Below are 20534 nucleotides of genomic sequence, written 5' to 3' on the forward strand. Positions count from 1 at the left end.
AGCGAAAAATTGCAAGAGGGCGACAAGCCTTTACTTAATCTTAAAGGAGATCAACTTTGGAATTAGAAGTATTTGCTGGACAGGAAAAAAGTGAGCTTTCTATGATTGAAGTGGCGCGTGCCATTTTGGAAGCCCGCGGCCGCGACCATGAGATGTATTTTAATGATCTGGTCAATGAAATTCAAAACTATCTGGGAAAATCAAACAGTGAGATTCGTGATGCTCTGCCTTTATTCTACACAGAACTCAATGTAGACGGCAGCTTTATTCCGCTGGGGGATAATAAATGGGGTCTGCGTTCATGGTATGCCATCGACGAAGTGGATGAAGAGATCATCGCCTTGGAAGAGACTGATGAGGACGATGCACCTAAGAAACGTAAGAAGAAACGCGTCAATGCCTTTATGGATGGCGACGAGGATGCCATTGACTACAGCGATGACGATCCAGAAGATGAGGACGGCTACGAAGCAGATCCAGCTCTCTCATACGATGAGGAAAATCCAGACGATGAGAAGAATGAAGTGGAAGCTTATGATGCTGAAATCAACGAAATCGCTCCGGATGATCTTGGTGAAGAAGTCGAACTCAACGAAGAAGATGACGACTACTCTGACGAAGACACGGAGACCGAAGAGGAAGAATAAATCAACCAAAAGAAACAAGGGGCGAAATCCTTTGTTTCTTTTAATATTCCTTGAAATATAAGTTCGGAAGGTGTAGAATACTAATAAAATTTAACAAAGAAAAGATGGAGGTATGCTGCTATGAAATTTGTCATTGATAAGAGTCTGGGTGATTTAGGCATTAAGAGTGTCGTTATCGGGATTGCCAAGAATGTCAATCCTCATGCAGAACTGTCACCCTCATTTCTAAAAAAGAAAAAGGGAATGGAAGACTGGGCTCTGGCTTGCGACTTGGATGAGGTGCTTGAGTCGCCAGTGGTTCAAGGTTATATAGAAATACTCCAGCGCGTAGGTCGCAGTGTCAAGAAAAATCCTCCGACGGTTCCTGCTCTGATTCGCAATATCCAGCACCGAGGCTCGCTCCCTCATATTAATAGCATTATTGATATTTATAATGTCGAAGCCCTGCATTCTCTACTGGCTATTGGTGGGCATGATTTTGATAAGATTGATGGTCAGATAGAATTCACTGTAAGCCAAAAGGAAGATGTTTTTCTGCCTATTTTGTCCAAGGAGAAGCATGTTGCCAAGACGGACTATGTCTATCGGGATGCCAAAGGCATTTTGGCTTGGCTGGATGTTCGTGACAGTGAGTATTATAAGTTTGATGAAGAGACCAAGGATGCCATTTTCATCATTCAGGGGAATGCCAATACCTCTGTCGAAATGCGTCTGGAAGCCTTGGAACGAATCCGACACGATTTAGCAGAGTGCATGCCTGATGTAGAATTCGAAACACATGTCATCAGTATTGGTGAAAATGGATGAAAACCAAATGAAATCATTTGACAATTTTTTAGGTTTGCGATATGATACTGTTCGGGCACCTCTTTTAGAGGTCAGAGCTTCCTGTGTTCAGGGAGCTATTTTTCTTTTTCAGACAGATTATGGAAAATTCTCCTCTAGATAAGTTTCCAGCAACGACGTGGTTGCTGGAATGAATAGTTTTATGAAAAGGAGCACGTATGTCAACTAAATATATTTTTGTCACCGGCGGTGTGGTTTCTTCTATCGGGAAAGGGATTGTGGCAGCCAGCTTGGGTCGGCTTTTGAAGAATCGCGGTCTCAAGGTTACAATTCAGAAATTTGACCCTTATATCAATATTGATCCCGGTACCATGAGCCCTTACCAGCATGGGGAAGTGTTTGTCACAGATGATGGAGCCGAGACGGATCTGGATCTGGGGCATTATGAGCGTTTTATTGACATCAATCTCAATAAATACTCCAATGTCACCACTGGTAAAATCTACAGCGAAGTCCTACGCAAGGAGCGTAAAGGCGAGTATCTGGGGGCGACGGTTCAAGTCATTCCGCATATTACGGATGCTCTCAAGGACAAGATCAAGCGGGCAGCGCGGACGACGGACTCGGATGTGATTATCACAGAGGTCGGTGGCACAGTGGGCGACATCGAGTCTCTTCCTTTTTTAGAAGCTTTGCGCCAGATGAAGTCGGACGTCGGAGCAGACAATGTCATGTATATCCATACGACCCTCCTGCCCTATCTCAAGGCGGCTGGCGAAATGAAGACCAAGCCGACTCAGCATTCTGTCAAAGAGCTGCGCGGTCTGGGGATTCAGCCTAATATGCTGGTCATCCGTACAGAGAAGCCGGCTGGACAAAATATCAAAAATAAGCTGGCTCAATTCTGTGATGTGGCGCCGGAGGCGGTCATTGAGTCGCTAGATGTGGAGCATCTTTACCAAATTCCTCTCAATTTGCAGGCGCAAAAGATGGACCAAATCGTCTGTGATCATCTGAAGCTGGATGTGCCGGCAGCGGATATGACTGAATGGTCAGCCATGGTAGAGAAAGTGATGAGTCTGGAAAAGCAGGTCCGTATTGCTCTAGTCGGTAAGTATGTTGAGTTGCCAGATGCCTATATTTCAGTTGTTGAAGCGCTCAAGCATGCCGGCTATGCCAATGATGCGGAAGTTAAGATTGACTGGATTGATGCGAATCAGGTAACGGCTGAAAACGCCGCAGAGCTTCTTGGAAATGCGGATGGGATTATCGTTCCGGGTGGCTTTGGTCAGAGAGGAACTGAGGGTAAGGTTCAGGCAATCCGCTATGCGCGTGAGCAGGATGTGCCTATGCTGGGCATTTGCTTGGGTATGCAGCTAACCTGTGTCGAATTCGCCCGTCACGTCCTAGGGCTGGCAGATGCCAACTCAGCAGAGCTCAATCCAGACACAGCATTTCCGATTATTGATCTCATGCGTGATCAGATTGATGTCGAAGACTTGGGTGGAACGCTGAGGCTGGGGCTCTATCCTTCTAAGCTTAAGCCTGGCTCTAAGGCAGCAGCGGCTTACGACTATCAAGAAGTCGTGCAGCGCCGTCACCGTCATCGCTATGAGTTTAACAATGATTTTCGCGAGCAGTTTGAGGCGGCCGGATTTACATTTTCAGGAGTTTCACCAGACAATCGCTTGGTCGAAATAGTGGAAATCCCAGAAAATAAATTCTTCGTGGCCTGTCAGTATCACCCAGAGCTTTCCAGCCGACCGAATCGACCTGAAGGTCTTTATACGGCTTTTGTCACCGCAGCGGTAGAAAAGAGTCAGGAGAGATAGACTAGTTTTGTCTGACCTAAGCGACTTTTCTAGAGAAATGTTATAATGAAAACAAAAGGAGGGAAGAAGATGTTTCTAAACATTTTAGCTAGTATTCGTACTAATAATTTTCAAGATGAGCACTGTATAGAAAAAATCCAGGCTCTCTGGCAGGAACAAGAGGAAGCGGTGAAAGAAGCTTTTGCCCAAGGGGAACCAGTCTATGCCGTCTATCATGACTATGCCAGTGATTACAAAGGAGACTACAGTCTCTCTATCTGTCGTTTGACAGATGGGGAAGTATATGATTTTGATACATCCGAGCAGACCTATCAAGTATTTGAGGCTGATAAGGAGGATCCGCAAGCAATTCTTCATGCTTGGCAGAGGATTTGGCAGGCAGAAGAAACAGGTGAGCTTCATCGAGACTACACTATTGACTTTGAAAAATACGATCCCGACCAAACGGTGGCTGTCTTTGTTGCGACTCAGCAGCACTGAGTTTTCTGTGTTCCGTCCTTAGCTTCATTTTCGCTTAGATTTCCCAATTTTGTTGATTGAGTAGAAAGTTGATTTTTTGAAATAAAGTCAAAAATTTTCTTGACAAGCCTTAGCTGTCCTGTTATACTAGTAAGGTACTCAATCGCGGGGATGGCGGAATTGGCAGACGCGCAGGACTAAGGATCCTGTGACCGCTTTAGGTCGTGAGGGTTCAAGTCCCTCTCTCCGCATCAAGTAAGCTGGCTTCGGTCAGCTTTTTCTTTTTGCGATAGGTACGCTTAAAAAGGCTAAGCGTCTCCCTGCAATTCTTTAAAATTTCAGGAAAAACTAGCAATTTTAGTGAAAAAGTGATAAAATAAACAATGTAAGTGGTTTAACCACAAAAAATAAGAGGAGGCCTGATAAGAATGGCAATCGTTTCAGCAGAAAAATTTGTCCAAGCAGCTCGTGACAATGGTTACGCAGTTGGTGGATTCAACACAAACAACCTTGAGTGGACTCAAGCTATCCTGCGTGCGGCAGAAGCAAAGAAAGCACCAGTGCTTATCCAAACTTCAATGGGTGCTGCTAAATACATGGGTGGCTACAAAGTTGCTCGTAACTTGATCGCTAACCTTGTAGAATCAATGGGCATCACTGTACCAGTTGCGATTCACTTGGACCATGGTCACTACGAAGATGCACTTGAGTGTATCGAAGTTGGTTACACTTCTATCATGTTTGATGGTTCACACCTTCCAGTAGAAGAAAACCTTAAATTGGCTAAAGACGTTGTTGAAAAAGCACACGCTAAAGGTATCTCAGTAGAAGCTGAAGTTGGTACTATCGGTGGTGAAGAAGACGGTATCATCGGTAAAGGTGAATTGGCTCCAATCGAAGACGCTAAAGCAATGGTTGAAACTGGAATCGACTTCTTGGCAGCAGGTATCGGTAACATCCACGGCCCTTACCCAGCAAACTGGGAAGGTCTTGACCTTGACCACTTGAAGAAATTGACAGAAGCTCTTCCAGGCTTCCCAATCGTATTGCATGGTGGTTCAGGTATTCCTGATGACCAAATCCAAGCAGCTATCAAACTTGGTGTTGCGAAAGTTAACGTTAACACTGAATGCCAAATCGCATTCGCTAACGCAACTCGTAAATTTGCTCGCGACTACGAAGCAAACGAAGCAGAATACGACAAGAAGAAACTCTTCGACCCACGTAAATTCTTGGCTGACGGTGTAAAAGCCATCCAAGCATCAGTTGAAGAACGTATCGACGTATTCGGTTCAGAAGGTAAAGCTTAATCTAGCTGAAGACTACAAAACGGAAACCTGCCCGTAAGGGTGGGTTTTTTTGGTGTGTGATAAAATATGATAATTATTTTTAAATTACCTATGTTCGTTTGGAAGCAAAAGTGGTAGTATAGTGGGGAGATAAGATTCTATTTTTCCTGATATTGCTAGGTAAAATAGTCTGAAACATGAATTGAATGATAGGATATTGAGAAACGTATGGCGATGATAGAAGTAGAGCATCTTCAGAAAAATTTTGTAAAAACAGTTAAGGAACCAGGGTTGAAAGGAGCTTTGCTCTCCTTTATTCATCCTGAAAAGCAAACCTTTGAAGCGGTCAAGGATTTAACCTTTGAGGTTCCCAAGGGGCAGATTTTAGGTTTCATCGGGGCCAATGGTGCTGGGAAGTCAACAACCATTAAAATGCTGACCGGGATTTTGAAGCCCACTTCTGGTTTGTGTCGAATCAATGGCAAGATTCCGCAGGATAATCGCCAAGACTATGTCAAGGATATTGGAGTGGTCTTCGGGCAAAGAACCCAGCTGTGGTGGGATTTGGCTTTACAAGAGACCTACACGGTCTTAAAGGAGATTTATGATGTGCCAGACTCGCTGTTCCATAAGCGCATGGACTTTTTGAATGAAGTCTTGGATTTGAAAGAATTTATCAAAGACCCCGTGCGGACTCTTTCACTGGGTCAACGGATGCGGGCGGATATTGCAGCTTCCTTGCTCCACAATCCTAAGGTTCTCTTTTTAGATGAGCCGACCATTGGTTTGGATGTTTCGGTCAAGGATAACATTCGTCGGGCCATCACCCAAATCAATCAGGAGGAAGAAACAACCATTCTCTTGACCACTCACGACCTTAGTGATATTGAACAACTCTGTGATCGGATTTTTATGATTGACAAGGGGCAGGAAATTTTTGATGGAACGGTGAGTCAACTCAAGGAGACCTTTGGTAAGATGAAGACACTTTCCTTTGAACTGGTGCCAGGGCAAAGTCATCTTGTCTCTCACTATGAAGGCTTGCCTGATATCACTATTGAAAGACAAGGAAATAGCCTCAACATTCAATACGATAGTTCACGCTACCAGTCAGCTGATATTATCAAGCAAACCCTGTCTGATTTTGAGATCCGTGATTTGAAGATGGTGGATACGGATATTGAGGATATTATCCGTCGCTTCTACCGAAAGGAGCTCTAAGATGGTCAAATTGTGGAGACGTTATAAACCCTTTATCAATGCAGGGATTCAGGAGTTGATTACCTATCGAGTCAACTTTATTCTCTATCGGCTTGGCGATGTCATGGGGGCTTTTGTTGCTTTCTATCTCTGGAAGGCAGTCTTTGATTCCTCGCAAGAGTCCTTGATTCAAGGCTTCAGTATGGCAGATATCACCCTCTACATCATCATGAGTTTTGTGACCAATCTCTTGACCAGGTCGGATTCTTCTTTTATGATTGGAGAAGAGGTCAAGGACGGATCCATTATCATGCGCTTGCTGAGACCGGTGCACTTTGCGGCTTCTTATCTCTTCACCGAGCTTGGTTCTAAGTGGTTGATTTTTATCAGCGTTGGTCTTCCATTTTTAAGTGTTATTTTTCTGATGAAAATCCTTTCTGGGCAAGGGATTGTAGAAGTGCTGGGATTAACCGTTATCTATCTCTTTAGCTTAACCCTAGCCTATCTGATCAATTTTTTCTTTAATATCTGCTTTGGATTTTCAGCCTTTGTATTTAAAAATCTATGGGGTTCTAATCTACTCAAGACTTCTATAGTGGCCTTTATGTCGGGGAGTTTGATTCCCTTGGCTTTCTTTCCTAAAATTGTTTCAAATATTCTTTCCTTTTTGCCTTTTTCATCCTTGATTTACACTCCGGTTATGATTATCGTTGGGAAATACGATGCCAGTCAGATTCATCAAGCGCTTTTGCTACAGTTTTTCTGGCTCTTAGTGATGGTGGGCTTGTCTCAGTTGATTTGGAAAAGAGTCCAGTCATTTATCACCATTCAAGGAGGTTAGTATGAAAAAATATCAGCGCATGCATCTGATTTTTATCAGACAGTACATCAAGCAAATCATGGAATACAAGGTTGATTTTGTGGTTGGTGTTTTAGGTGTCTTCCTGACCCAAGGCTTGAACCTCTTGTTTCTCAATGTCATCTTTCAACACATCCCCTCGCTAGAAGGCTGGACCTTTCAAGAGATTGCCTTTATCTATGGTTTTTCCTTGATTCCCAAGGGACTGGACCATCTCTTTTTTGACAATCTCTGGGCACTGGGGCAACGATTGGTGAGAAAGGGAGAGTTTGACAAGTATCTGACTCGTCCTATCAATCCTCTCTTTCACATCCTAGTCGAGACTTTTCAGATTGATGCCTTGGGTGAGCTCTTGGTCGGTGGAATTTTACTAGCGACAACGTTCTCTAGCATTACTTGGACTATTCCCAAGTTCTTGCTTTTCCTAGTCTGCATTCCTTTTGCGACCCTGATTTATACTTCTTTGAAAATCGCGACAGCCAGTATCGCTTTTTGGACCAAGCAGTCAGGTGCTATGATTTACATTTTCTATATGTTTAATGATTTTGCCAAGTACCCGATTTCCATTTACAATTCGCTCCTTCGTTGGTTGATTAGTTTTATCGTGCCTTTCGCCTTTACGGCCTACTATCCAGCTAGCTATTTCTTGCAGGAAAAGAATGGACTCTTTAATATCGGTGGTTTGATTCTAATTTCCCTTGTCTTCTTTGTCATTTCTTTGAAACTATGGGACAGGGGCTTGGACGCCTATGAAAGTGCTGGATCTTAAGATAGAAAATATGATTGGTCCTAAAGCTTAAATCAAGAAAGGGTTTTAAGATGATGGTAATTGAAGAAGTGAAGGAAGAAAAACAAAAGATGATAGTGGTTAGCGAAGTTTTGAAGGATCTACCAGAATGGTTTGGAATACCTGAAAGTACACAAGCTTACATTGAAGGAGCCAAGGATTTGCAAGTTTGGGCTGCCTATCAGGAGCGCGATTTGGCTGGCTTTATCAGCTTATCCTACTCTAGTGAAGATTGTGCTGAGATTGACTGTCTAGCTGTTAAGAAATTCTATCATAGAGCAGGAATTGGCAGTCAACTTCTAGGAGTTTTAGAAAAATCTGCTCGTCAACAAGCGTCCTATCTGCAGGTAAAAACGGTAGCACCAGGTCATTATCCTACTTACGACAGGACTAACGCCTTCTATCAGGCTCGGGGCTTTAAAAAGTTAGAAATCTTTCCTGAACTTTGGGATAAAAGCAACCCTTGTTTGATTTGGGTTAAAAAGTTGTGAAATTTTCCCTTGACAAAAAAACTTAAGATGCTAAAATAAAAGGGAAAAGGCGCCGATTTAGCTCAGTTGGTAGAGCAACGCACTCGTAACGCGTAGGTCACAGGTTCGAACCCTGCAATCGGCAGAAAGAAAACCAGCAACTTTTTCATGGGTTGCTGGTTTTGTTTATCTAATTCTTATAAAGAAGTAAGAAAAGTTAGACCGCCTAATATCACTCCTGCCGCATTGGGAATGATAAGGATCCAGTCTTTTTTAGGTTCTTTGGTCCAACCATAGATTACCCAAATTAAACAAGAAACTGCTGCGAATAGTGGTTGGAATGGTTGAGCTTTTTCTCCTTGCAAGTTAGCGATAATTTGTGGAATATATGCAATAAAGACAAGAATCCCAATAAAAGCTCCAATAGATCCGACAAAGCGATTAATTTTTTGTTTAGACATATAGTACCTCCTGAGGTACTATTATATCAGAAGGAAAAAAGTTTTCAAATTTGTTTGATCATAAAATAAGACAGATATTCAATATGTGTAAGTCGTGCTTTTATACTAAACGAATCTATTGGAGAGTCTAGGATGAGAAATCAAATTTGCTTAACATTTTTTGAGAAGGGTAAGCTACCACTTAGTTATCAAAAATAACCACTTACTGAAAATGCCTTGTTTCTTTTTTGAAAATTGTTATAATGAAGTCAGAAGCAAGGAAAGGAGTGGCTATGAAGATTAGGATTGAGCTTGATACAGATATGGCAGAAACTGAAGTCGTTATCCGAACGGCTCAATATGGTGAAGAGGTGGCTCGGATTCAAGCAGCTCTTGAACAAGCCAACCGTCAACCGATAGCTTTCTATAAGGATACAAGTGAATATTTTGTCGATTTGAAGAATATTTTATTTTTTGAAACGGATGCTACCAAAATTTATGCTCATAGCAGGGATGATGCTTATGAAGTCAAATTGAAGCTATACGAATTAGAAGAGAGACTTCCGGCATATTTCTGTCGCATTTCAAAGTCTACTATTGCCAATGCCAAGGCTATTTACGCTTTGGATAAATCATTTTCGGGAACCAGTACTATCCAATTTTATGACACACATAAACAAGTGCACGTTTCCCGACACTACTATCAAATTTTAAAAGAAAAGTTAAACGAAACGAGGTAATTTTCATGAAAAAAACAATTTTTGGAATCGGCTTTTTAGTCTTGGCAGCTTGGGTTCTGCTGCAGGGGAATTTTGGGATTCCTGCCTTCAATTTTAATATTTGGCCCATGCTAGTAGTTGCAATGTTTGCCTATTTCGCCTTGGAAAATTTCTTAGAAAGAGACTTTGGCACTGGGCTGATCATGGCAGTTATTGCGCTGATTATTGCCAATGCCGTTTACCACTTTTTAGCTATTTCAACAGGAACCTTGGTTTTGGGTGGTATTCTGGCTTGCATCGGTCTCAATATGATTTTCAAGCCCCGGCGCATTTTTAAGGGGCGTATCTTCTCAACTGCCTCTTCTTCCTCAAAAGATGATATTGCTTTTGGCAGCGGCACGCGCTATATCAACTCAGATAACTTCACCTATGAAAAGTTAGACTGTGCTTTTGGCAGTGCATCGGTTTATTTTGATAATGCGACTATCGAAGGGGACTCAGCAACTTTTGAAGTGGATCTGTCTTTTGGCAGTGTGATGCTTTATGTGCCCAGCGACTGGCGTGTAGAGCTGGATGTAGATAATGCCTTTGGCTCTGTCTACAATCCCCGCAATGTCAATGAAAAGAGAAAAACTCTCTATGTCAAAGGCAACGTAGCTTTCGGTTCTTTGAAGATTAGCTATGTTTAGGAAAACGGATTAATTTCGAAACTTTGGACAAATGTACTTGTCAAACGTCAAGTTTTTTGGTAATATAGGAAGGTATGTGGTGCTAGCACATCCGTAATATTAGATCTAATAGGAGGAAACACGATAATGGCTAAAGTATGTTACTTTACTGGTCGTAAGACTGTATCAGGAAACAACCGCTCTCACGCGATGAACCAAACAAAACGCGCTGTTAAACCAAATCTTCAAAAAGTTACTGTTTTGATTGACGGTAAACCTAAAAAAGTTTGGGCTTCAGCTCGTGCCCTTAAATCAGGTAAAGTTGAACGCGTTTAATTTTTATTTAAAAGGATGGAAATTTTCCGTCCTTTTTTGCTTGTAAATTTCCGCCTAGACAGTTGATTTAGACCCTTCCTCTTTTACACCCTGTATAAAATATGGTAGAATAAACTATAAAATACTTTTGAGGTACAAATTATGACTGTGAAAATTAATACAAAAGATGGTCAAATTGAGCTGACTGATGATGTGATTGCGACAATCGTCGGCGGTGCAGCGACTGAAATTTTTGGTGTAGTTGGCATGGCCAGCAAAAATGCAATCAAGGATAATTTTCAAGCCCTTTTAGGAAAAGAAAACTATGCTAAGGGCGTGGTTGTGAAAGCGACTGATGAAGGTGATATCGCAGTTGATGTCTACACTGTGTTAAGCTATGGAGTCAAAATCAGCGAAGTTTCCAAAAACATCCAAGAGCGTGTTAAATTCAGTTTGGAAAACAAGCTCGGAATTACTGCCCATGCAGTGAATGTTTATATCCAAAATATTAAAGTCGTAGGAGAATAATCGTGGCAAATATTACTACTAGTTTATTTCAAGAAATGGTGCAGGCGGCATCTACTCGCTTAAATAAACAGGCTGAATATGTAAACTCTTTGAATGTCTTCCCGGTTCCAGATGGCGATACAGGGACCAACATGGGCATGACCATTGAAAATGGTGCCAAGGAAGTGTCAGATAAGTCTGCTTCAACAGTTGGCGAAGCGGCGGGTATCTTTGCGAAAGGCCTTTTGATGGGCGCGCGTGGTAACTCAGGAGTTATCACTTCCCAGCTTTTCCGCGGTTTTTCTCAAAGTGTGAAAGAGCATGAAGAGCTGACTGGTGAAGATCTAGCTCTGGCCTTTCAGTCTGGTGTAGAAGTGGCTTACAAGGCAGTTATGAAGCCGGTTGAGGGAACGATTTTGACTGTTTCCCGCGGTGCGGCTATCGGAGCCAAGAAGAAAGCTGAAGTCACTAATGATGCTGTAGAAGTTATGAAAGCAGCTCTTGAAGGAGCAAAGGCTGCTTTGGCTAAGACACCGGATATGCTGCCGGTTCTGAAAGAAGTCGGTGTTGTGGATTCTGGCGGTCAAGGATTGGTCTTTATCTACGAAGGCTTCTTGTCTGCTCTTACAGGCGAATACATCGCTTCTGAGGACTTTGTGGCGACACCTGCGACCATGTCTGAGATGATTAATGCTGAGCATCATAAATCTGTAGCTGGCCATGTGGCAACAGAGGATATCACTTACGGCTACTGTACAGAAATCATGGTGGCTCTCAAGACAGGACCAACCTATGTAAAAGACTTTGATTATGATGAGTTCCGCAACTACCTCAACGATTTGGGAGATTCCCTGTTGGTAGTCAATGATGATGAAATCGTCAAAGTCCATGTCCATACTGAAGATCCAGGACTGGTTATGCAGGAAGGTCTCAAGTACGGTAGTCTGGTTAAGGTCAAGGTTGACAATATGCGCAACCAACACGAAGCGCAGGTTGAAAAGGAAGAGCGCTCAGCTAAGCCGGCTCAAGAAAAAGAGTTTGCGATTATCGCTGTAGTGGCTGGTGATGGTCTGGCTGAAATCTTTAAGGCTCAAGGAGTTGACTACATCATCTCTGGCGGGCAAACTATGAACCCATCAACGGAAGACTTTATCAAAGCTGTGGAGCAAGTCAATGCTCGTAATATTATTATCTTGCCAAATAATAAAAACATCTTCATGGCAGCCCAATCAGCAGCAGAAGTGATTGAACAGCCTGCAGCTGTTATTGAGACTCGCACAATCCCTCAAGGTTTGACCAGTCTCTTAGCTTTTGATGGCGGCAAGACTATCGAGGAAAACCAAGAGCGTATGACTGCAGCCTTGACAGAAGTAGTCAGCGGCAGCGTGACGACTGCGGTTCGTGATACGACAATTGATGGCTTGGAAATTCATGAAAATGACAACCTCGGTATGGTGGATGGTAAGATTGTTGTTTCTAATCCAGATATGCTGACAGCTTTGAAAGAAACGTTCAGCAAGATGCTCAATGAAGACAGCGAGATTGTCTCTATCTATATCGGTGAAGACGGTAGCGAAGAGTTGGCTAGCAGTCTTGCTCAAGATTTGATGGAACAATTCGAGGATGTCGAAGTAGAAATTCATCAGGGCAGTCAGCCGGTTTATCCATATATTTTTAGTGTTGAATAATACTATAGTCTAACGATTCTTGGATTTGACTTTTAAATTTTATAATAAAAAAAGGCAAAGGAAGCTTTCCTGCAGCCTTTTTTATTTTTTTAAAAAAATATTTAGACAAATTTATGGTATTATGCTATACTATGGTATATAATTATAGAAAAAGGTGTATAATGAGAAAATTATTAATAATATTTTCAACGGCTTTATTCCTATTGACAGGATGTTCTATGGCAGAACATCGTTCTGATAGTGAGTCTGTAAAGCAGTCTAGCCTGCAAATTGATTCGTCATCAAAATCTTCTGGAGAAGTTGAGATAACAAGTAAAACCTTAGTAGGAGATGTTCAAGGGGTTCATCATCGTGATACGGTAACCTATCAAGGGAAAAAGATTCTTAGTTTGCACATGGAAATGCAGACAGACTTACCGCAAGATATAGCATTATCATACGCTGAGTTATCTCCTGAAGAAATGACAACTCGTATTCAAGAAGGAATAAAACAAGATCCTCAGATTGCTGAATTACTAGCAATCGATGGTTTTAAATTAGTCTACTCTGTAACAGCGGAGAGAAAGTTTCAAACAAATGTTGAGATGGATTTTCAAAAGCTTACAAAGGAACAAATAGATAAAATTTCAAGTAAAAAAGAGTTGGGCTTAGGAGACTTTAAAGATTTTACACCTGAAAGAGTTATTTTAGGACTGAAAATGAATGGTCTGAAAGAAGAATAGAATAAAAACGAGGTAACTCGTTTTTTTTATGTGAGAAAGTGACATTTGTCATGTCAGTCGGTGACAAAATAAACTAGTAGGAAAAATTTCTTTGCCTTATAATATAGTTAACAACATGATAAAAGGTTGCTGTAAGAATTCAAATAGCATTTGGTCTTTATTATTCTTCCGGCTTTGGAAAAATAAAGGAAAGATGCATATGAGGCTTATCAAATCAAAGGAGGAGAAAAATGGAACTGATTGAAGTAAAGAATCTTTCAAAAAGCATTCATGGTAAGGAAATTTTAAAGGATATTTCGTTTGAAATCTCCCAAGGTGACTGTGTGGCCTTGATTGGTCCCAATGGAGCAGGGAAAACGACTCTTATGGATTGTTTGCTGGGCGATAAGTTTCTGACAGCAGGTGAAGCAAGGATTCAGGGACTCAAACCAACTGACAATCATCTCAAGCAGTCTGTAGCGATTTTACCACAAGAAAATACAGTGGTGGAGGATTTGAAGGTCAAGGAACTCTTGGCGTTCTTCCAACCTATTTATCCAAATAGTTTATCCAATCAAGAAATTGATGACTTGCTACAATTTACAGACAAGCAAAAGAATCAGTTGGCCAGCAAGCTGTCTGGTGGACAAAAGCGTCTCTTCTCTTTTGTTCTGAGTCTGATTGGCCGTCCTAAGATTCTGTTCTTGGACGAACCGACTTCAGCTATGGACACCTCCACTCGTCAGCATTTCTGGGAAATTGTTAATCAGCTCAAGCAGCAGGGAGTGACCATCGTTTATTCTTCGCACTATATCGAAGAAGTTGAGCATACGGCAGACCGGATTTTGGTGCTGCACAAGGGCGAGTTGATTCGGGACACGACGCCTTATGCCATGCGCAGTGAGGAGCAGGAAAAACACTTTACCTTGCCGCTGACTTATCAGTCTGTGCTGGAAAAACTGGATAATGTGACTGATTTAGAAATCAAGCAAAAGGCTTTATCATTTGCTACTAGGGATGCTGGACAGGTCTGGCAGGTTCTTCAGGAAAACGGCTGTACAATCGAAGAGATTGAAGTACGTAACCGTACCCTCTTGGATAGTATTTTTGAAACGACACAAGAATAGGAGAGTAATCATGAAAAATATGGCAAGTCTTATGAAGATTGAGTTGATTTTAATGAAGCGGCAGGCTGCTTATTATCTCTTGTCTATTGGTCTGCCCAGCGTCTTTTACCTGATTTTCTCAGGAATGATGTCTGGAAGTGATACGCCTGAGCGTGTGCTTCGAGGATATCTCTTCTCTATGACCCTTTTTAGTATCATGTCTAGTGCCTTCTTTAGCATTCCAAGCACTTTGCAGTCTGATAAAAATAATAACTGGCAAAAAATGATTCAGCACTCGCCGATTTCTATGGTAAAATATTATATATCAAAACTTTGCAGTACGCTGTTGACTTTTATGCTTTCTATTATCGTAGTCTTCTCGATTGGGCATTTTGTTCGCGGGGTTAATCTGCCAATGGTAGACTGGCTTCTTATTGCCTTGATACTTCTAGTAGGAAGTGTGGTCTTTATTGCCATGGGGGTATTGGTCAGTCTCTTACCAAGTGCTCAGCTCATGTCTGTTGTGGGAAATATCGTCTATATGGCACTGGCTGTTCTGGGCGGTCTATGGTTTCCTCTGACTATGTTTCCAAAATGGCTCCAGCCAATCGGTAAGCTGACGCCAAGTTATCAACTAATGCAGGTCGTGTCTTCTTATCTAGAACACCATCAGTTTAATGGCAAGGCCGCTTTGATTGTTCTGATTTATACGGTTTTGGTCAGCATTCTTGTGCTGCAGCTCAAAAAGCGAATTGAGGTAAAATAAATTCATGTGGGAAAAACTTAAACAAGTCCACTATATGTTTCATATTGCGCTGGTCTTTATTATCTTTCCAGTGGCGGGAGTGATTAGCGGGGAATACCCGCTTTTCCTCTTGCTCTGGACAGCTATTTTTGTTATGGCTTACTATGCAGTTTTGCTAAGTAACCATCGCCTCATCCAGTTCTTTTCTTGGTGGCTCTTGATTGCTTACATTTATTATAGTTCTGTCTGGTTAAATACAGGTTTTACTTGGTACATTTTTTATCTATCTAATATACTCATTTACGAACTGGATGATATTTCTTTTAAATCCTGGCGCTTTTTGACCTTTATCGCCTTGCAGCCTGCTATTGTACTAACTAATTATTTGATGGGCAATGTTGGTCCAACAGAGTTGCTTTTCTATATTGTAATCTTTCTCTTTTCGGATGGTATGACCTTTGGTCTCTATCGGATTCAGACGACAGAGCGAATCAAGGAAGAAAAGATCAAGCAAAATGCCCAGCTGAATCTTTTCCTGGCAGAAAATGAGCGCAATCGGATTGGTCGCGACTTACATGATAGTCTAGGACATACCTTTGCTATGCTCAGTGTTAAGGCGGAGCTGGCTCAACAGTTTTTACAGATGGAAGCCTATGACAAGGCAGCAAAAGAACTGCAGGAAGTGCAAGAGATTAGTAAGAAGTCCATGGCTGATGTTCGGCGGATTATTAATGATCTAAAGAATCGGACGCTGGACGAGGAACTAGTGACCATTCGTGCCATGCTGGAGATGAGCGGTGTTCAGGTCGAGATAGATAACCAGCTCAATGTTGCTAGTATCCCACCGAGTCAGCAGTCAACAATCAGTATGATTTTGCTGGAGGCTGCTACCAATATTATTAAGCATGCCAAGGCTAAAAAGAGCAATTTTTCTTTGGTAAAGAAAAACGAAAAGCTTATTTTAGACATTCAGGATGATGGTTGTGGTTTTCAGAAGCTGACCGGACGGGAGTTGCATAGTATTCGAGAGCGGCTGTCTGCCTTATCAGGAAAGCTTGAGATTCTTAGCAGCCAAGATCCAACATGGATTCGAATTGAATTGCCATACGGAGGGAAGGAAGCATGAAACTTTTGTTAGCAGAAGATCAAAGTATGCTGAGAGATGCCTTAGCTCAGCTCTTACAGCTGCAGCCAGATGTCGAAGAAGTCTATCAGGCCGCAGATGGGCAGAAGGCTATTGACTGTCTTAACTCAGAAACTGTTGATGTAGCTATTTTGGACGTGGAAATGCCCCACCAAACCGGCCTAGACGTTCTCGAATGGGTCAAGGCCAATCGACCCAACATCAAGGTCATCATCGTCACAACCTTCAAGCGACCGGGCTACTTTGAGCGAGCTGTTAAGGCGGATGTAGATGCTTATGTGCTCAAAGAGCGCAGCATTGCGGATTTGATGAAGACCATCCATACCGTTCTAGATGGGCAAAAGGAATATTCGCCGGAATTGATGGAGGTGCTAATGACCAGTAGGAATCCTCTCTCTCAGCAGGAGAGGCTAGTCCTGCAAGCTGCGGCGACTGGCCTGTCCAATAAAGAAATTGCTGAAAAACTCTACTTGTCAAATGGAACGGTTCGTAACTATATGTCTGCTATTTTGACCAAGCTAGATGCTGAAAATCGAACAGAAGCAGTCCGAATCGGTCAAGAGAAAGGCTGGTTATAGCTGGAAGATTCAGCTTCGTAGAAAAGATGAGGAGCGGGAGCTTTCCCATAAACGGAACATTTGAGAGCTAATAATTCTAATGAAAAGTCAGTACTATAGATATAGTTCTGGCTTTTTATCTTTTGTTTGAAAAACATTCGGATTTAGATAAAAAATCAAGAAAAAAATTAACTAGCGGCTTGCAATTTTTTTCAAAAATGTTATCATAGTAGAAAGCTTTTTGAATTTTTAGAAAATTGTAAATAAATGAAAGGGGAAGAATGGAGAAAATCAAATTAGAAACTTCTAAGACAGGCTCAGAGCTTGTGTTAGAAACCTTGAAAAATCTTGGTGTTGATACGATTTTTGGCTATCCCGGCGGCGCTGTACTGCCGCTTTATGATGCTATTTATAGTTTTGAAGGCATCCGTCATATTCTAGGCCGCCATGAGCAAGGCTGTGTTCACGAAGCAGAAGGCTATGCTAAGTCTACTGGGAAAATCGGAGTTGCGGTTGTGACCAGCGGTCCAGGAGCGACCAATGCTATTACTGGAATTGCTGATGCCATGAGTGATAGCGTTCCCCTTTTAGTCTTTACTGGTCAGGTAGCCAAGGCTGGAATCGGTAAAGATGCTTTTCAGGAAGCGGATATTGTCGGTATTACGACCCCTATTACAAAGTACAATTACCAGGTTCGGGAGACGGCGGAAATTCCGCGTATCATTACAGAAGCTATTCACATCGCGACGACAGGTCGTCCTGGGCCAGTCGTTATTGATTTGCCTAAGGATGTCTCCGCTCTGGAAACGGACTTTATCTATGACAGCAAGTTGCATCTGCCGAGCTATCAGCCGACTATTGAGCCGAATGAATTGCAGATTAAGAAGATTATCAAGCAGATTTCTAAGGCTAAAAAGCCGGTTCTGCTTTCAGGAGGCGGTATTAGTTATGCCGAGGCAGCAGCAGAGCTGGTTGCTTTGTCGGAGCGGTATCAGATTCCAGTAGTCACTACCTTATTGGGCCAGGGAACCATTGCGACAGACCATCCTTTATTCTTAGGTATGGGTGGAATGCACGGTTCTTTTGCGGCCAATATTGCCATGACTGAGGCCGACTTTATGATTAGTATCGGCTGCCGCTTTGATGACCGTCTGACTGGTAATCCGAAAACTTTTGCCAAGAATGCTAAAGTAGCACATATTGATATTGACCCAGCGGAAATTGGAAAAATTATCAGTGTAGACATTCCTATCGTAGGGGATGCTAAGAAAGCCCTGCAGATGCTGTTGAATGAAGAGCAGGTGCATAACAATACCAGCAAGTGGATTGAAAAAGTAACGCAGGATAAGGAGCGGGTCCGCTCATATGATAAGAAAGAACGTGTTGTACAGCCTCAGGCTGTCATTGAGCGCGTAGGTGAGTTGACCAAGGGTGATGCCATCGTTGTAACAGACGTCGGTCAGCACCAAATGTGGGCCGCCCAATATTATCCGTATAAAAACGAGCGTCAACTGGTAACATCTGGCGGTCTAGGAACCATGGGCTTCGGTGTACCTGCAGCGATTGGAGCTAAGATTGCCAATCCGGATAAGGAAGTGGTGCTCTTTGTCGGAGATGGTGGCTATCAAATGACAAACCAAGAGATGGCTATTCTCAATATCTATAAGATTCCAATTAAGGTCATCATGCTTAATAATCATTCGCTAGGCATGGTGCGCCAGTGGCAGGAAGCTTTCTATGATGGTCGTACCTCTGAGTCTGTCTTTGATACTTTGCCAGATTTTCAGCTCATGGCTCAGGCCTATGGTGTTAAAGCTTATAAATTTGACAATCCGGAGACCATTGTTCAGGATTTGGAAGTCTTAAAGGAAGATATACCAATGTTTATCGAGGTAGATATCTCTCGCAAGGAGCATGTTCTTCCAATGGTGCCGGCCGGCAAGAGCAATCATGAGATGTTGGGGGTGAAGTTCCATGCGTAGAATGTTGACAGCTAAACTCCAAAACCGTTCGGGTGTTCTAAACCGCTTCACGGGTGTTCTTTCCAGACGTCAGGTCAATATTGAGAGTATCTCAGTCGGAACGACGGAAAATCCGGAAGTATCCCGTATCACCATCATCATTGATGTGGCTTCATTGGCAGAGGTTGAGCAGATTATCAAGCAGCTGAACCGTCAGATTGATGTGATTCGAGTTCGAGATATCACGGACCGTCCTCACTTGGAGCGCGAAGTGATTCTGGTTAAGGTCTCGGCTCCAGCTGATAAGCGGGCAGAGATTCTGTCTATTATCCAGCCATTCCGGGCAACAGTTGTAGATGTAGCACCTAGCTCCATTACCGTTCAGATGACCGGTGATGCAGAGAAGAGCGAGGCTCTGCTTCGAGTCATTCGCCCATATGGTATTAAAAATATTGCTCGGACTGGAGCGACAGGCTTTACCCGAGATTAAATCAAACCTTTAATTTGTTAAAACCGCCTAACAGGCAATAAAAATAGAAAAGAGAGTAAAACTTATGGCAGTAACAATGGAATACGAAAAAGATGTAAAAGTAGCAGCACTTGATGGTAAGAAAATTGCCGTAATCGGCTATGGTTCACAAGGTCATGCTCATGCGCAAAACTTGCGTGATACAGGCCACGATGTGATTATCGGTGTTCGTCCTGGTAAGTCATTTGACAAGGCTAAAGAAGATGGCTTTGATACTTATACAGTAGCAGAAGCAACTAAATTGGCTGATGTTATCATGATTTTGGCTCCAGATGAAATCCAACAAGATCTCTATGAAGCAGAAATCGCTCCAAATCTGGAAGCTGGCAATGCTGTTGGGTTTGCTCATGGTTTCAACATCCATTTTGAATTTATCAAAGTTCCTGCTGATGTAGATGTCTTCATGTGTGCGCCGAAAGGTCCTGGTCACTTGGTTCGCCGTACTTTCGAAGAAGGTTTTGGCGTACCAGCTCTCTATGCAGTTTACCAAGACGCTACTGGAAATGCCAAAGACATCGCAATGGACTGGTGTAAAGGTGTTGGTTCAGCTCGTGTTGGTTTGCTTGAAACAACTTATAAAGAAGAAACAGAAGAAGATCTCTTTGGTGAACAAGCTGTGCTTTGTGGTGGTTTGACTGCCCTTATCGAAGCAGGTTTTGAAGTCTTGACAGAAGCAGGTTACGCTCCTGAATTGGCTTACTTTGAAGTGCTGCACGAAATGAAACTGATTGTGGACTTAATCTATGAAGGTGGCTTCAAGAAGATGCGCCAATCTATCTCAAACACAGCTGAATATGGCGACTATGTATCTGGTCCGCGCGTGATTACTGAGCAAGTCAAAGAAAACATGAAGGCGGTCTTGGCTGATATCCAAAACGGTAAATTTGCAAATGACTTTGTAAATGACTACAAGGCTGGTCGTCCAAAACTCACTGCTTACCGTGAGCAAGCTGCTAATCTAGAGATTGAAAAAGTCGGTGCAGAATTGCGTAAAGCAATGCCATTCGTTGGTAAAAACGACGACGATGCTTTCAAGATTTACAATTAAGATAAAGAGCAGATAAGACATTAGGGGTAGGAATGCGAATTCCCAGCCCCTTGTTTTGCTTGATAGAGAATAAACTG

General features: G+C 42.4%; 23 protein-coding genes and 2 tRNA genes. 24 read left to right on the top strand and 1 reads right to left on the bottom strand.

Features of this window, described 5'->3' with window-relative positions; genetic code table 11:
• Positions 1-56 precede the first annotated feature (56 nt).
• The 11 genes from rpoE (at position 57) to AX677_RS06680 (ending at position 8474) form a co-directional block, all read left to right on the top strand.
• Positions 57-647 carry a DNA-directed RNA polymerase subunit delta gene (gene rpoE / locus AX677_RS06630; protein WP_004193350.1) on the top strand — a complete coding sequence of 197 codons (591 nt, stop codon included), beginning with the start codon at positions 57-59 and terminating at the stop codon, positions 645-647.
• Between the two features lie 120 nt (positions 648-767).
• Positions 768-1454: a B3/4 domain-containing protein gene (locus AX677_RS06635; protein ID WP_004193349.1), complete on the top strand. Its 687-nt coding sequence runs from the start codon at positions 768-770 to the stop codon at positions 1452-1454.
• Between the two features lie 197 nt (positions 1455-1651).
• Positions 1652-3265 (top strand): CTP synthase, encoded by a 1614-nt coding sequence (locus AX677_RS06640; protein WP_004193347.1) that lies wholly within the window; start codon positions 1652-1654, stop codon positions 3263-3265.
• Between the two features lie 69 nt (positions 3266-3334).
• The gene (locus AX677_RS06645; protein WP_032907697.1) at positions 3335-3745 is read left to right on the top strand and encodes a GyrI-like domain-containing protein; all 411 of its coding nucleotides are present in this window, start codon (positions 3335-3337) and stop codon (positions 3743-3745) included.
• 144 nt (positions 3746-3889) lie between these two features.
• Positions 3890-3975, top strand: a tRNA-Leu gene (locus AX677_RS06650).
• Between the two features lie 177 nt (positions 3976-4152).
• Positions 4153-5034: a class II fructose-bisphosphate aldolase gene (locus AX677_RS06655; RefSeq protein ID WP_002893690.1), complete on the top strand. Its 882-nt coding sequence runs from the start codon at positions 4153-4155 to the stop codon at positions 5032-5034.
• A gap of 207 nt (positions 5035-5241) precedes the next feature.
• Positions 5242-6234: an ATP-binding cassette domain-containing protein gene (locus AX677_RS06660; RefSeq protein ID WP_060976586.1), complete on the top strand. Its 993-nt coding sequence runs from the start codon at positions 5242-5244 to the stop codon at positions 6232-6234.
• Position 6235: 1 nt separating this feature from the next.
• On the top strand, positions 6236-7054 hold the full coding sequence (locus tag AX677_RS06665; RefSeq protein WP_060976587.1) for an ABC-2 family transporter protein: 819 nt from the start codon (positions 6236-6238) through the stop codon (positions 7052-7054).
• Between the two features lies 1 nt (position 7055).
• Entirely contained in the window at positions 7056-7841 is a 786-nt protein-coding gene (locus AX677_RS06670; RefSeq protein WP_060976588.1) for an ABC transporter permease, read from the top strand.
• Between the two features lie 50 nt (positions 7842-7891).
• A complete protein-coding gene (locus AX677_RS06675; RefSeq protein WP_060976589.1) occupies positions 7892-8350 on the top strand; it encodes a GNAT family N-acetyltransferase in 459 nt (152 codons plus the stop codon).
• Between the two features lie 51 nt (positions 8351-8401).
• Positions 8402-8474, top strand: a tRNA-Thr gene (locus AX677_RS06680).
• Between the two features lie 52 nt (positions 8475-8526).
• Here AX677_RS06680 and AX677_RS06685 read toward each other — a convergent pair.
• The gene (locus AX677_RS06685; RefSeq protein WP_002902394.1) at positions 8527-8790 is read right to left on the bottom strand and encodes a SemiSWEET family transporter; all 264 of its coding nucleotides are present in this window, start codon (positions 8788-8790) and stop codon (positions 8527-8529) included.
• A gap of 272 nt (positions 8791-9062) precedes the next feature.
• On the opposite strand from AX677_RS06685, the gene AX677_RS06690 reads away from it, so the two are divergent.
• From AX677_RS06690 to ilvC, 13 genes are all read left to right on the top strand, one after another.
• A complete protein-coding gene (locus tag AX677_RS06690) occupies positions 9063-9509 on the top strand; it encodes a LytTR family DNA-binding domain-containing protein (RefSeq protein ID WP_023917202.1) in 447 nt (148 codons plus the stop codon).
• 5 nt (positions 9510-9514) lie between these two features.
• Positions 9515-10177, top strand: coding sequence for a hypothetical protein (locus tag AX677_RS06695; RefSeq protein ID WP_002905297.1), 663 nt, complete (start codon positions 9515-9517; stop codon positions 10175-10177).
• A 126-nt stretch (positions 10178-10303) separates the two neighbouring features.
• Positions 10304-10492, top strand: coding sequence for a 50S ribosomal protein L28 (rpmB, locus tag AX677_RS06700; RefSeq protein ID WP_001140948.1), 189 nt, complete (start codon positions 10304-10306; stop codon positions 10490-10492).
• Between the two features lie 141 nt (positions 10493-10633).
• Positions 10634-10999 (top strand): Asp23/Gls24 family envelope stress response protein, encoded by a 366-nt coding sequence (locus AX677_RS06705; RefSeq protein WP_002893676.1) that lies wholly within the window; start codon positions 10634-10636, stop codon positions 10997-10999.
• 2 nt (positions 11000-11001) lie between these two features.
• Positions 11002-12666: a DAK2 domain-containing protein gene (locus tag AX677_RS06710; RefSeq protein WP_060976590.1), complete on the top strand. Its 1665-nt coding sequence runs from the start codon at positions 11002-11004 to the stop codon at positions 12664-12666.
• 161 nt (positions 12667-12827) lie between these two features.
• Positions 12828-13388: an SP0191 family lipoprotein gene (locus AX677_RS06715; protein ID WP_032907696.1), complete on the top strand. Its 561-nt coding sequence runs from the start codon at positions 12828-12830 to the stop codon at positions 13386-13388.
• 230 nt (positions 13389-13618) lie between these two features.
• Positions 13619-14494: an ABC transporter ATP-binding protein gene (locus AX677_RS06720; RefSeq protein ID WP_060976591.1), complete on the top strand. Its 876-nt coding sequence runs from the start codon at positions 13619-13621 to the stop codon at positions 14492-14494.
• 10 nt (positions 14495-14504) lie between these two features.
• Positions 14505-15239 (top strand): ABC transporter permease, encoded by a 735-nt coding sequence (locus AX677_RS06725; protein WP_004193330.1) that lies wholly within the window; start codon positions 14505-14507, stop codon positions 15237-15239.
• A gap of 4 nt (positions 15240-15243) precedes the next feature.
• On the top strand, positions 15244-16344 hold the full coding sequence (locus AX677_RS06730) for a sensor histidine kinase (protein ID WP_004185451.1): 1101 nt from the start codon (positions 15244-15246) through the stop codon (positions 16342-16344).
• Positions 16341-16940 carry a response regulator transcription factor gene (locus tag AX677_RS06735; RefSeq protein WP_060976592.1) on the top strand — a complete coding sequence of 200 codons (600 nt, stop codon included), beginning with the start codon at positions 16341-16343 and terminating at the stop codon, positions 16938-16940. The genes AX677_RS06730 and AX677_RS06735 overlap by 4 nt, the downstream gene beginning before the upstream one ends.
• Positions 16941-17200: 260 nt before the next feature.
• Complete coding sequence (locus tag AX677_RS06740; protein ID WP_060976593.1) at positions 17201-18901, top strand: acetolactate synthase large subunit; 1701 nt, start codon at positions 17201-17203, stop codon at positions 18899-18901.
• Positions 18894-19370, top strand: a complete 477-nt coding sequence (gene ilvN / locus AX677_RS06745) for an acetolactate synthase small subunit (RefSeq protein ID WP_002898887.1) — start codon at positions 18894-18896, stop codon at positions 19368-19370. The genes AX677_RS06740 and ilvN overlap by 8 nt, the downstream gene beginning before the upstream one ends.
• A gap of 64 nt (positions 19371-19434) precedes the next feature.
• On the top strand, positions 19435-20457 hold the full coding sequence (gene ilvC, locus AX677_RS06750; RefSeq protein WP_060976594.1) for a ketol-acid reductoisomerase: 1023 nt from the start codon (positions 19435-19437) through the stop codon (positions 20455-20457).
• The last annotated feature ends 77 nt before the right edge of the window (positions 20458-20534 follow it).

It is taken from the genome of Streptococcus sp. CCH8-C6 (genome assembly GCF_001557225.1).
GTDB classification, from domain to species: domain Bacteria; phylum Bacillota; class Bacilli; order Lactobacillales; family Streptococcaceae; genus Streptococcus; species Streptococcus sanguinis_C.

What these genes read in the sequence shown, in the direction of transcription:
- AX677_RS06635 (WP_004193349.1), top strand. Translation starts at nt 768, where the DNA reads ATGAAATTTGTCATTGATAAGAGTCTGGGTGATTTAGGCATTAAGAGT.
- AX677_RS06640 (WP_004193347.1), top strand. Translation starts at nt 1,652, where the DNA reads ATGTCAACTAAATATATTTTTGTCACCGGCGGTGTGGTTTCTTCTATC.
- AX677_RS06645 (WP_032907697.1), top strand. Translation starts at nt 3,335, where the DNA reads ATGTTTCTAAACATTTTAGCTAGTATTCGTACTAATAATTTTCAAGAT.
- AX677_RS06655 (WP_002893690.1), top strand. Translation starts at nt 4,153, where the DNA reads ATGGCAATCGTTTCAGCAGAAAAATTTGTCCAAGCAGCTCGTGACAAT.
- AX677_RS06660 (WP_060976586.1), top strand. Translation starts at nt 5,242, where the DNA reads ATGGCGATGATAGAAGTAGAGCATCTTCAGAAAAATTTTGTAAAAACA.
- AX677_RS06665 (WP_060976587.1), top strand. Translation starts at nt 6,236, where the DNA reads ATGGTCAAATTGTGGAGACGTTATAAACCCTTTATCAATGCAGGGATT.
- AX677_RS06670 (WP_060976588.1), top strand. Translation starts at nt 7,056, where the DNA reads ATGAAAAAATATCAGCGCATGCATCTGATTTTTATCAGACAGTACATC.
- AX677_RS06675 (WP_060976589.1), top strand. Translation starts at nt 7,892, where the DNA reads ATGATGGTAATTGAAGAAGTGAAGGAAGAAAAACAAAAGATGATAGTG.
- AX677_RS06685 (WP_002902394.1), bottom strand. Translation starts at nt 8,790, where the DNA reads ATGTCTAAACAAAAAATTAATCGCTTTGTCGGATCTATTGGAGCTTTT.
- AX677_RS06690 (WP_023917202.1), top strand. Translation starts at nt 9,063, where the DNA reads ATGAAGATTAGGATTGAGCTTGATACAGATATGGCAGAAACTGAAGTC.
- AX677_RS06695 (WP_002905297.1), top strand. Translation starts at nt 9,515, where the DNA reads ATGAAAAAAACAATTTTTGGAATCGGCTTTTTAGTCTTGGCAGCTTGG.
- rpmB (WP_001140948.1), top strand. Translation starts at nt 10,304, where the DNA reads ATGGCTAAAGTATGTTACTTTACTGGTCGTAAGACTGTATCAGGAAAC.
- AX677_RS06705 (WP_002893676.1), top strand. Translation starts at nt 10,634, where the DNA reads ATGACTGTGAAAATTAATACAAAAGATGGTCAAATTGAGCTGACTGAT.
- AX677_RS06715 (WP_032907696.1), top strand. Translation starts at nt 12,828, where the DNA reads ATGAGAAAATTATTAATAATATTTTCAACGGCTTTATTCCTATTGACA.
- AX677_RS06720 (WP_060976591.1), top strand. Translation starts at nt 13,619, where the DNA reads ATGGAACTGATTGAAGTAAAGAATCTTTCAAAAAGCATTCATGGTAAG.
- AX677_RS06725 (WP_004193330.1), top strand. Translation starts at nt 14,505, where the DNA reads ATGAAAAATATGGCAAGTCTTATGAAGATTGAGTTGATTTTAATGAAG.
- AX677_RS06730 (WP_004185451.1), top strand. Translation starts at nt 15,244, where the DNA reads ATGTGGGAAAAACTTAAACAAGTCCACTATATGTTTCATATTGCGCTG.
- AX677_RS06735 (WP_060976592.1), top strand. Translation starts at nt 16,341, where the DNA reads ATGAAACTTTTGTTAGCAGAAGATCAAAGTATGCTGAGAGATGCCTTA.
- AX677_RS06740 (WP_060976593.1), top strand. Translation starts at nt 17,201, where the DNA reads ATGGAGAAAATCAAATTAGAAACTTCTAAGACAGGCTCAGAGCTTGTG.
- ilvN (WP_002898887.1), top strand. Translation starts at nt 18,894, where the DNA reads ATGCGTAGAATGTTGACAGCTAAACTCCAAAACCGTTCGGGTGTTCTA.
- ilvC (WP_060976594.1), top strand. Translation starts at nt 19,435, where the DNA reads ATGGCAGTAACAATGGAATACGAAAAAGATGTAAAAGTAGCAGCACTT.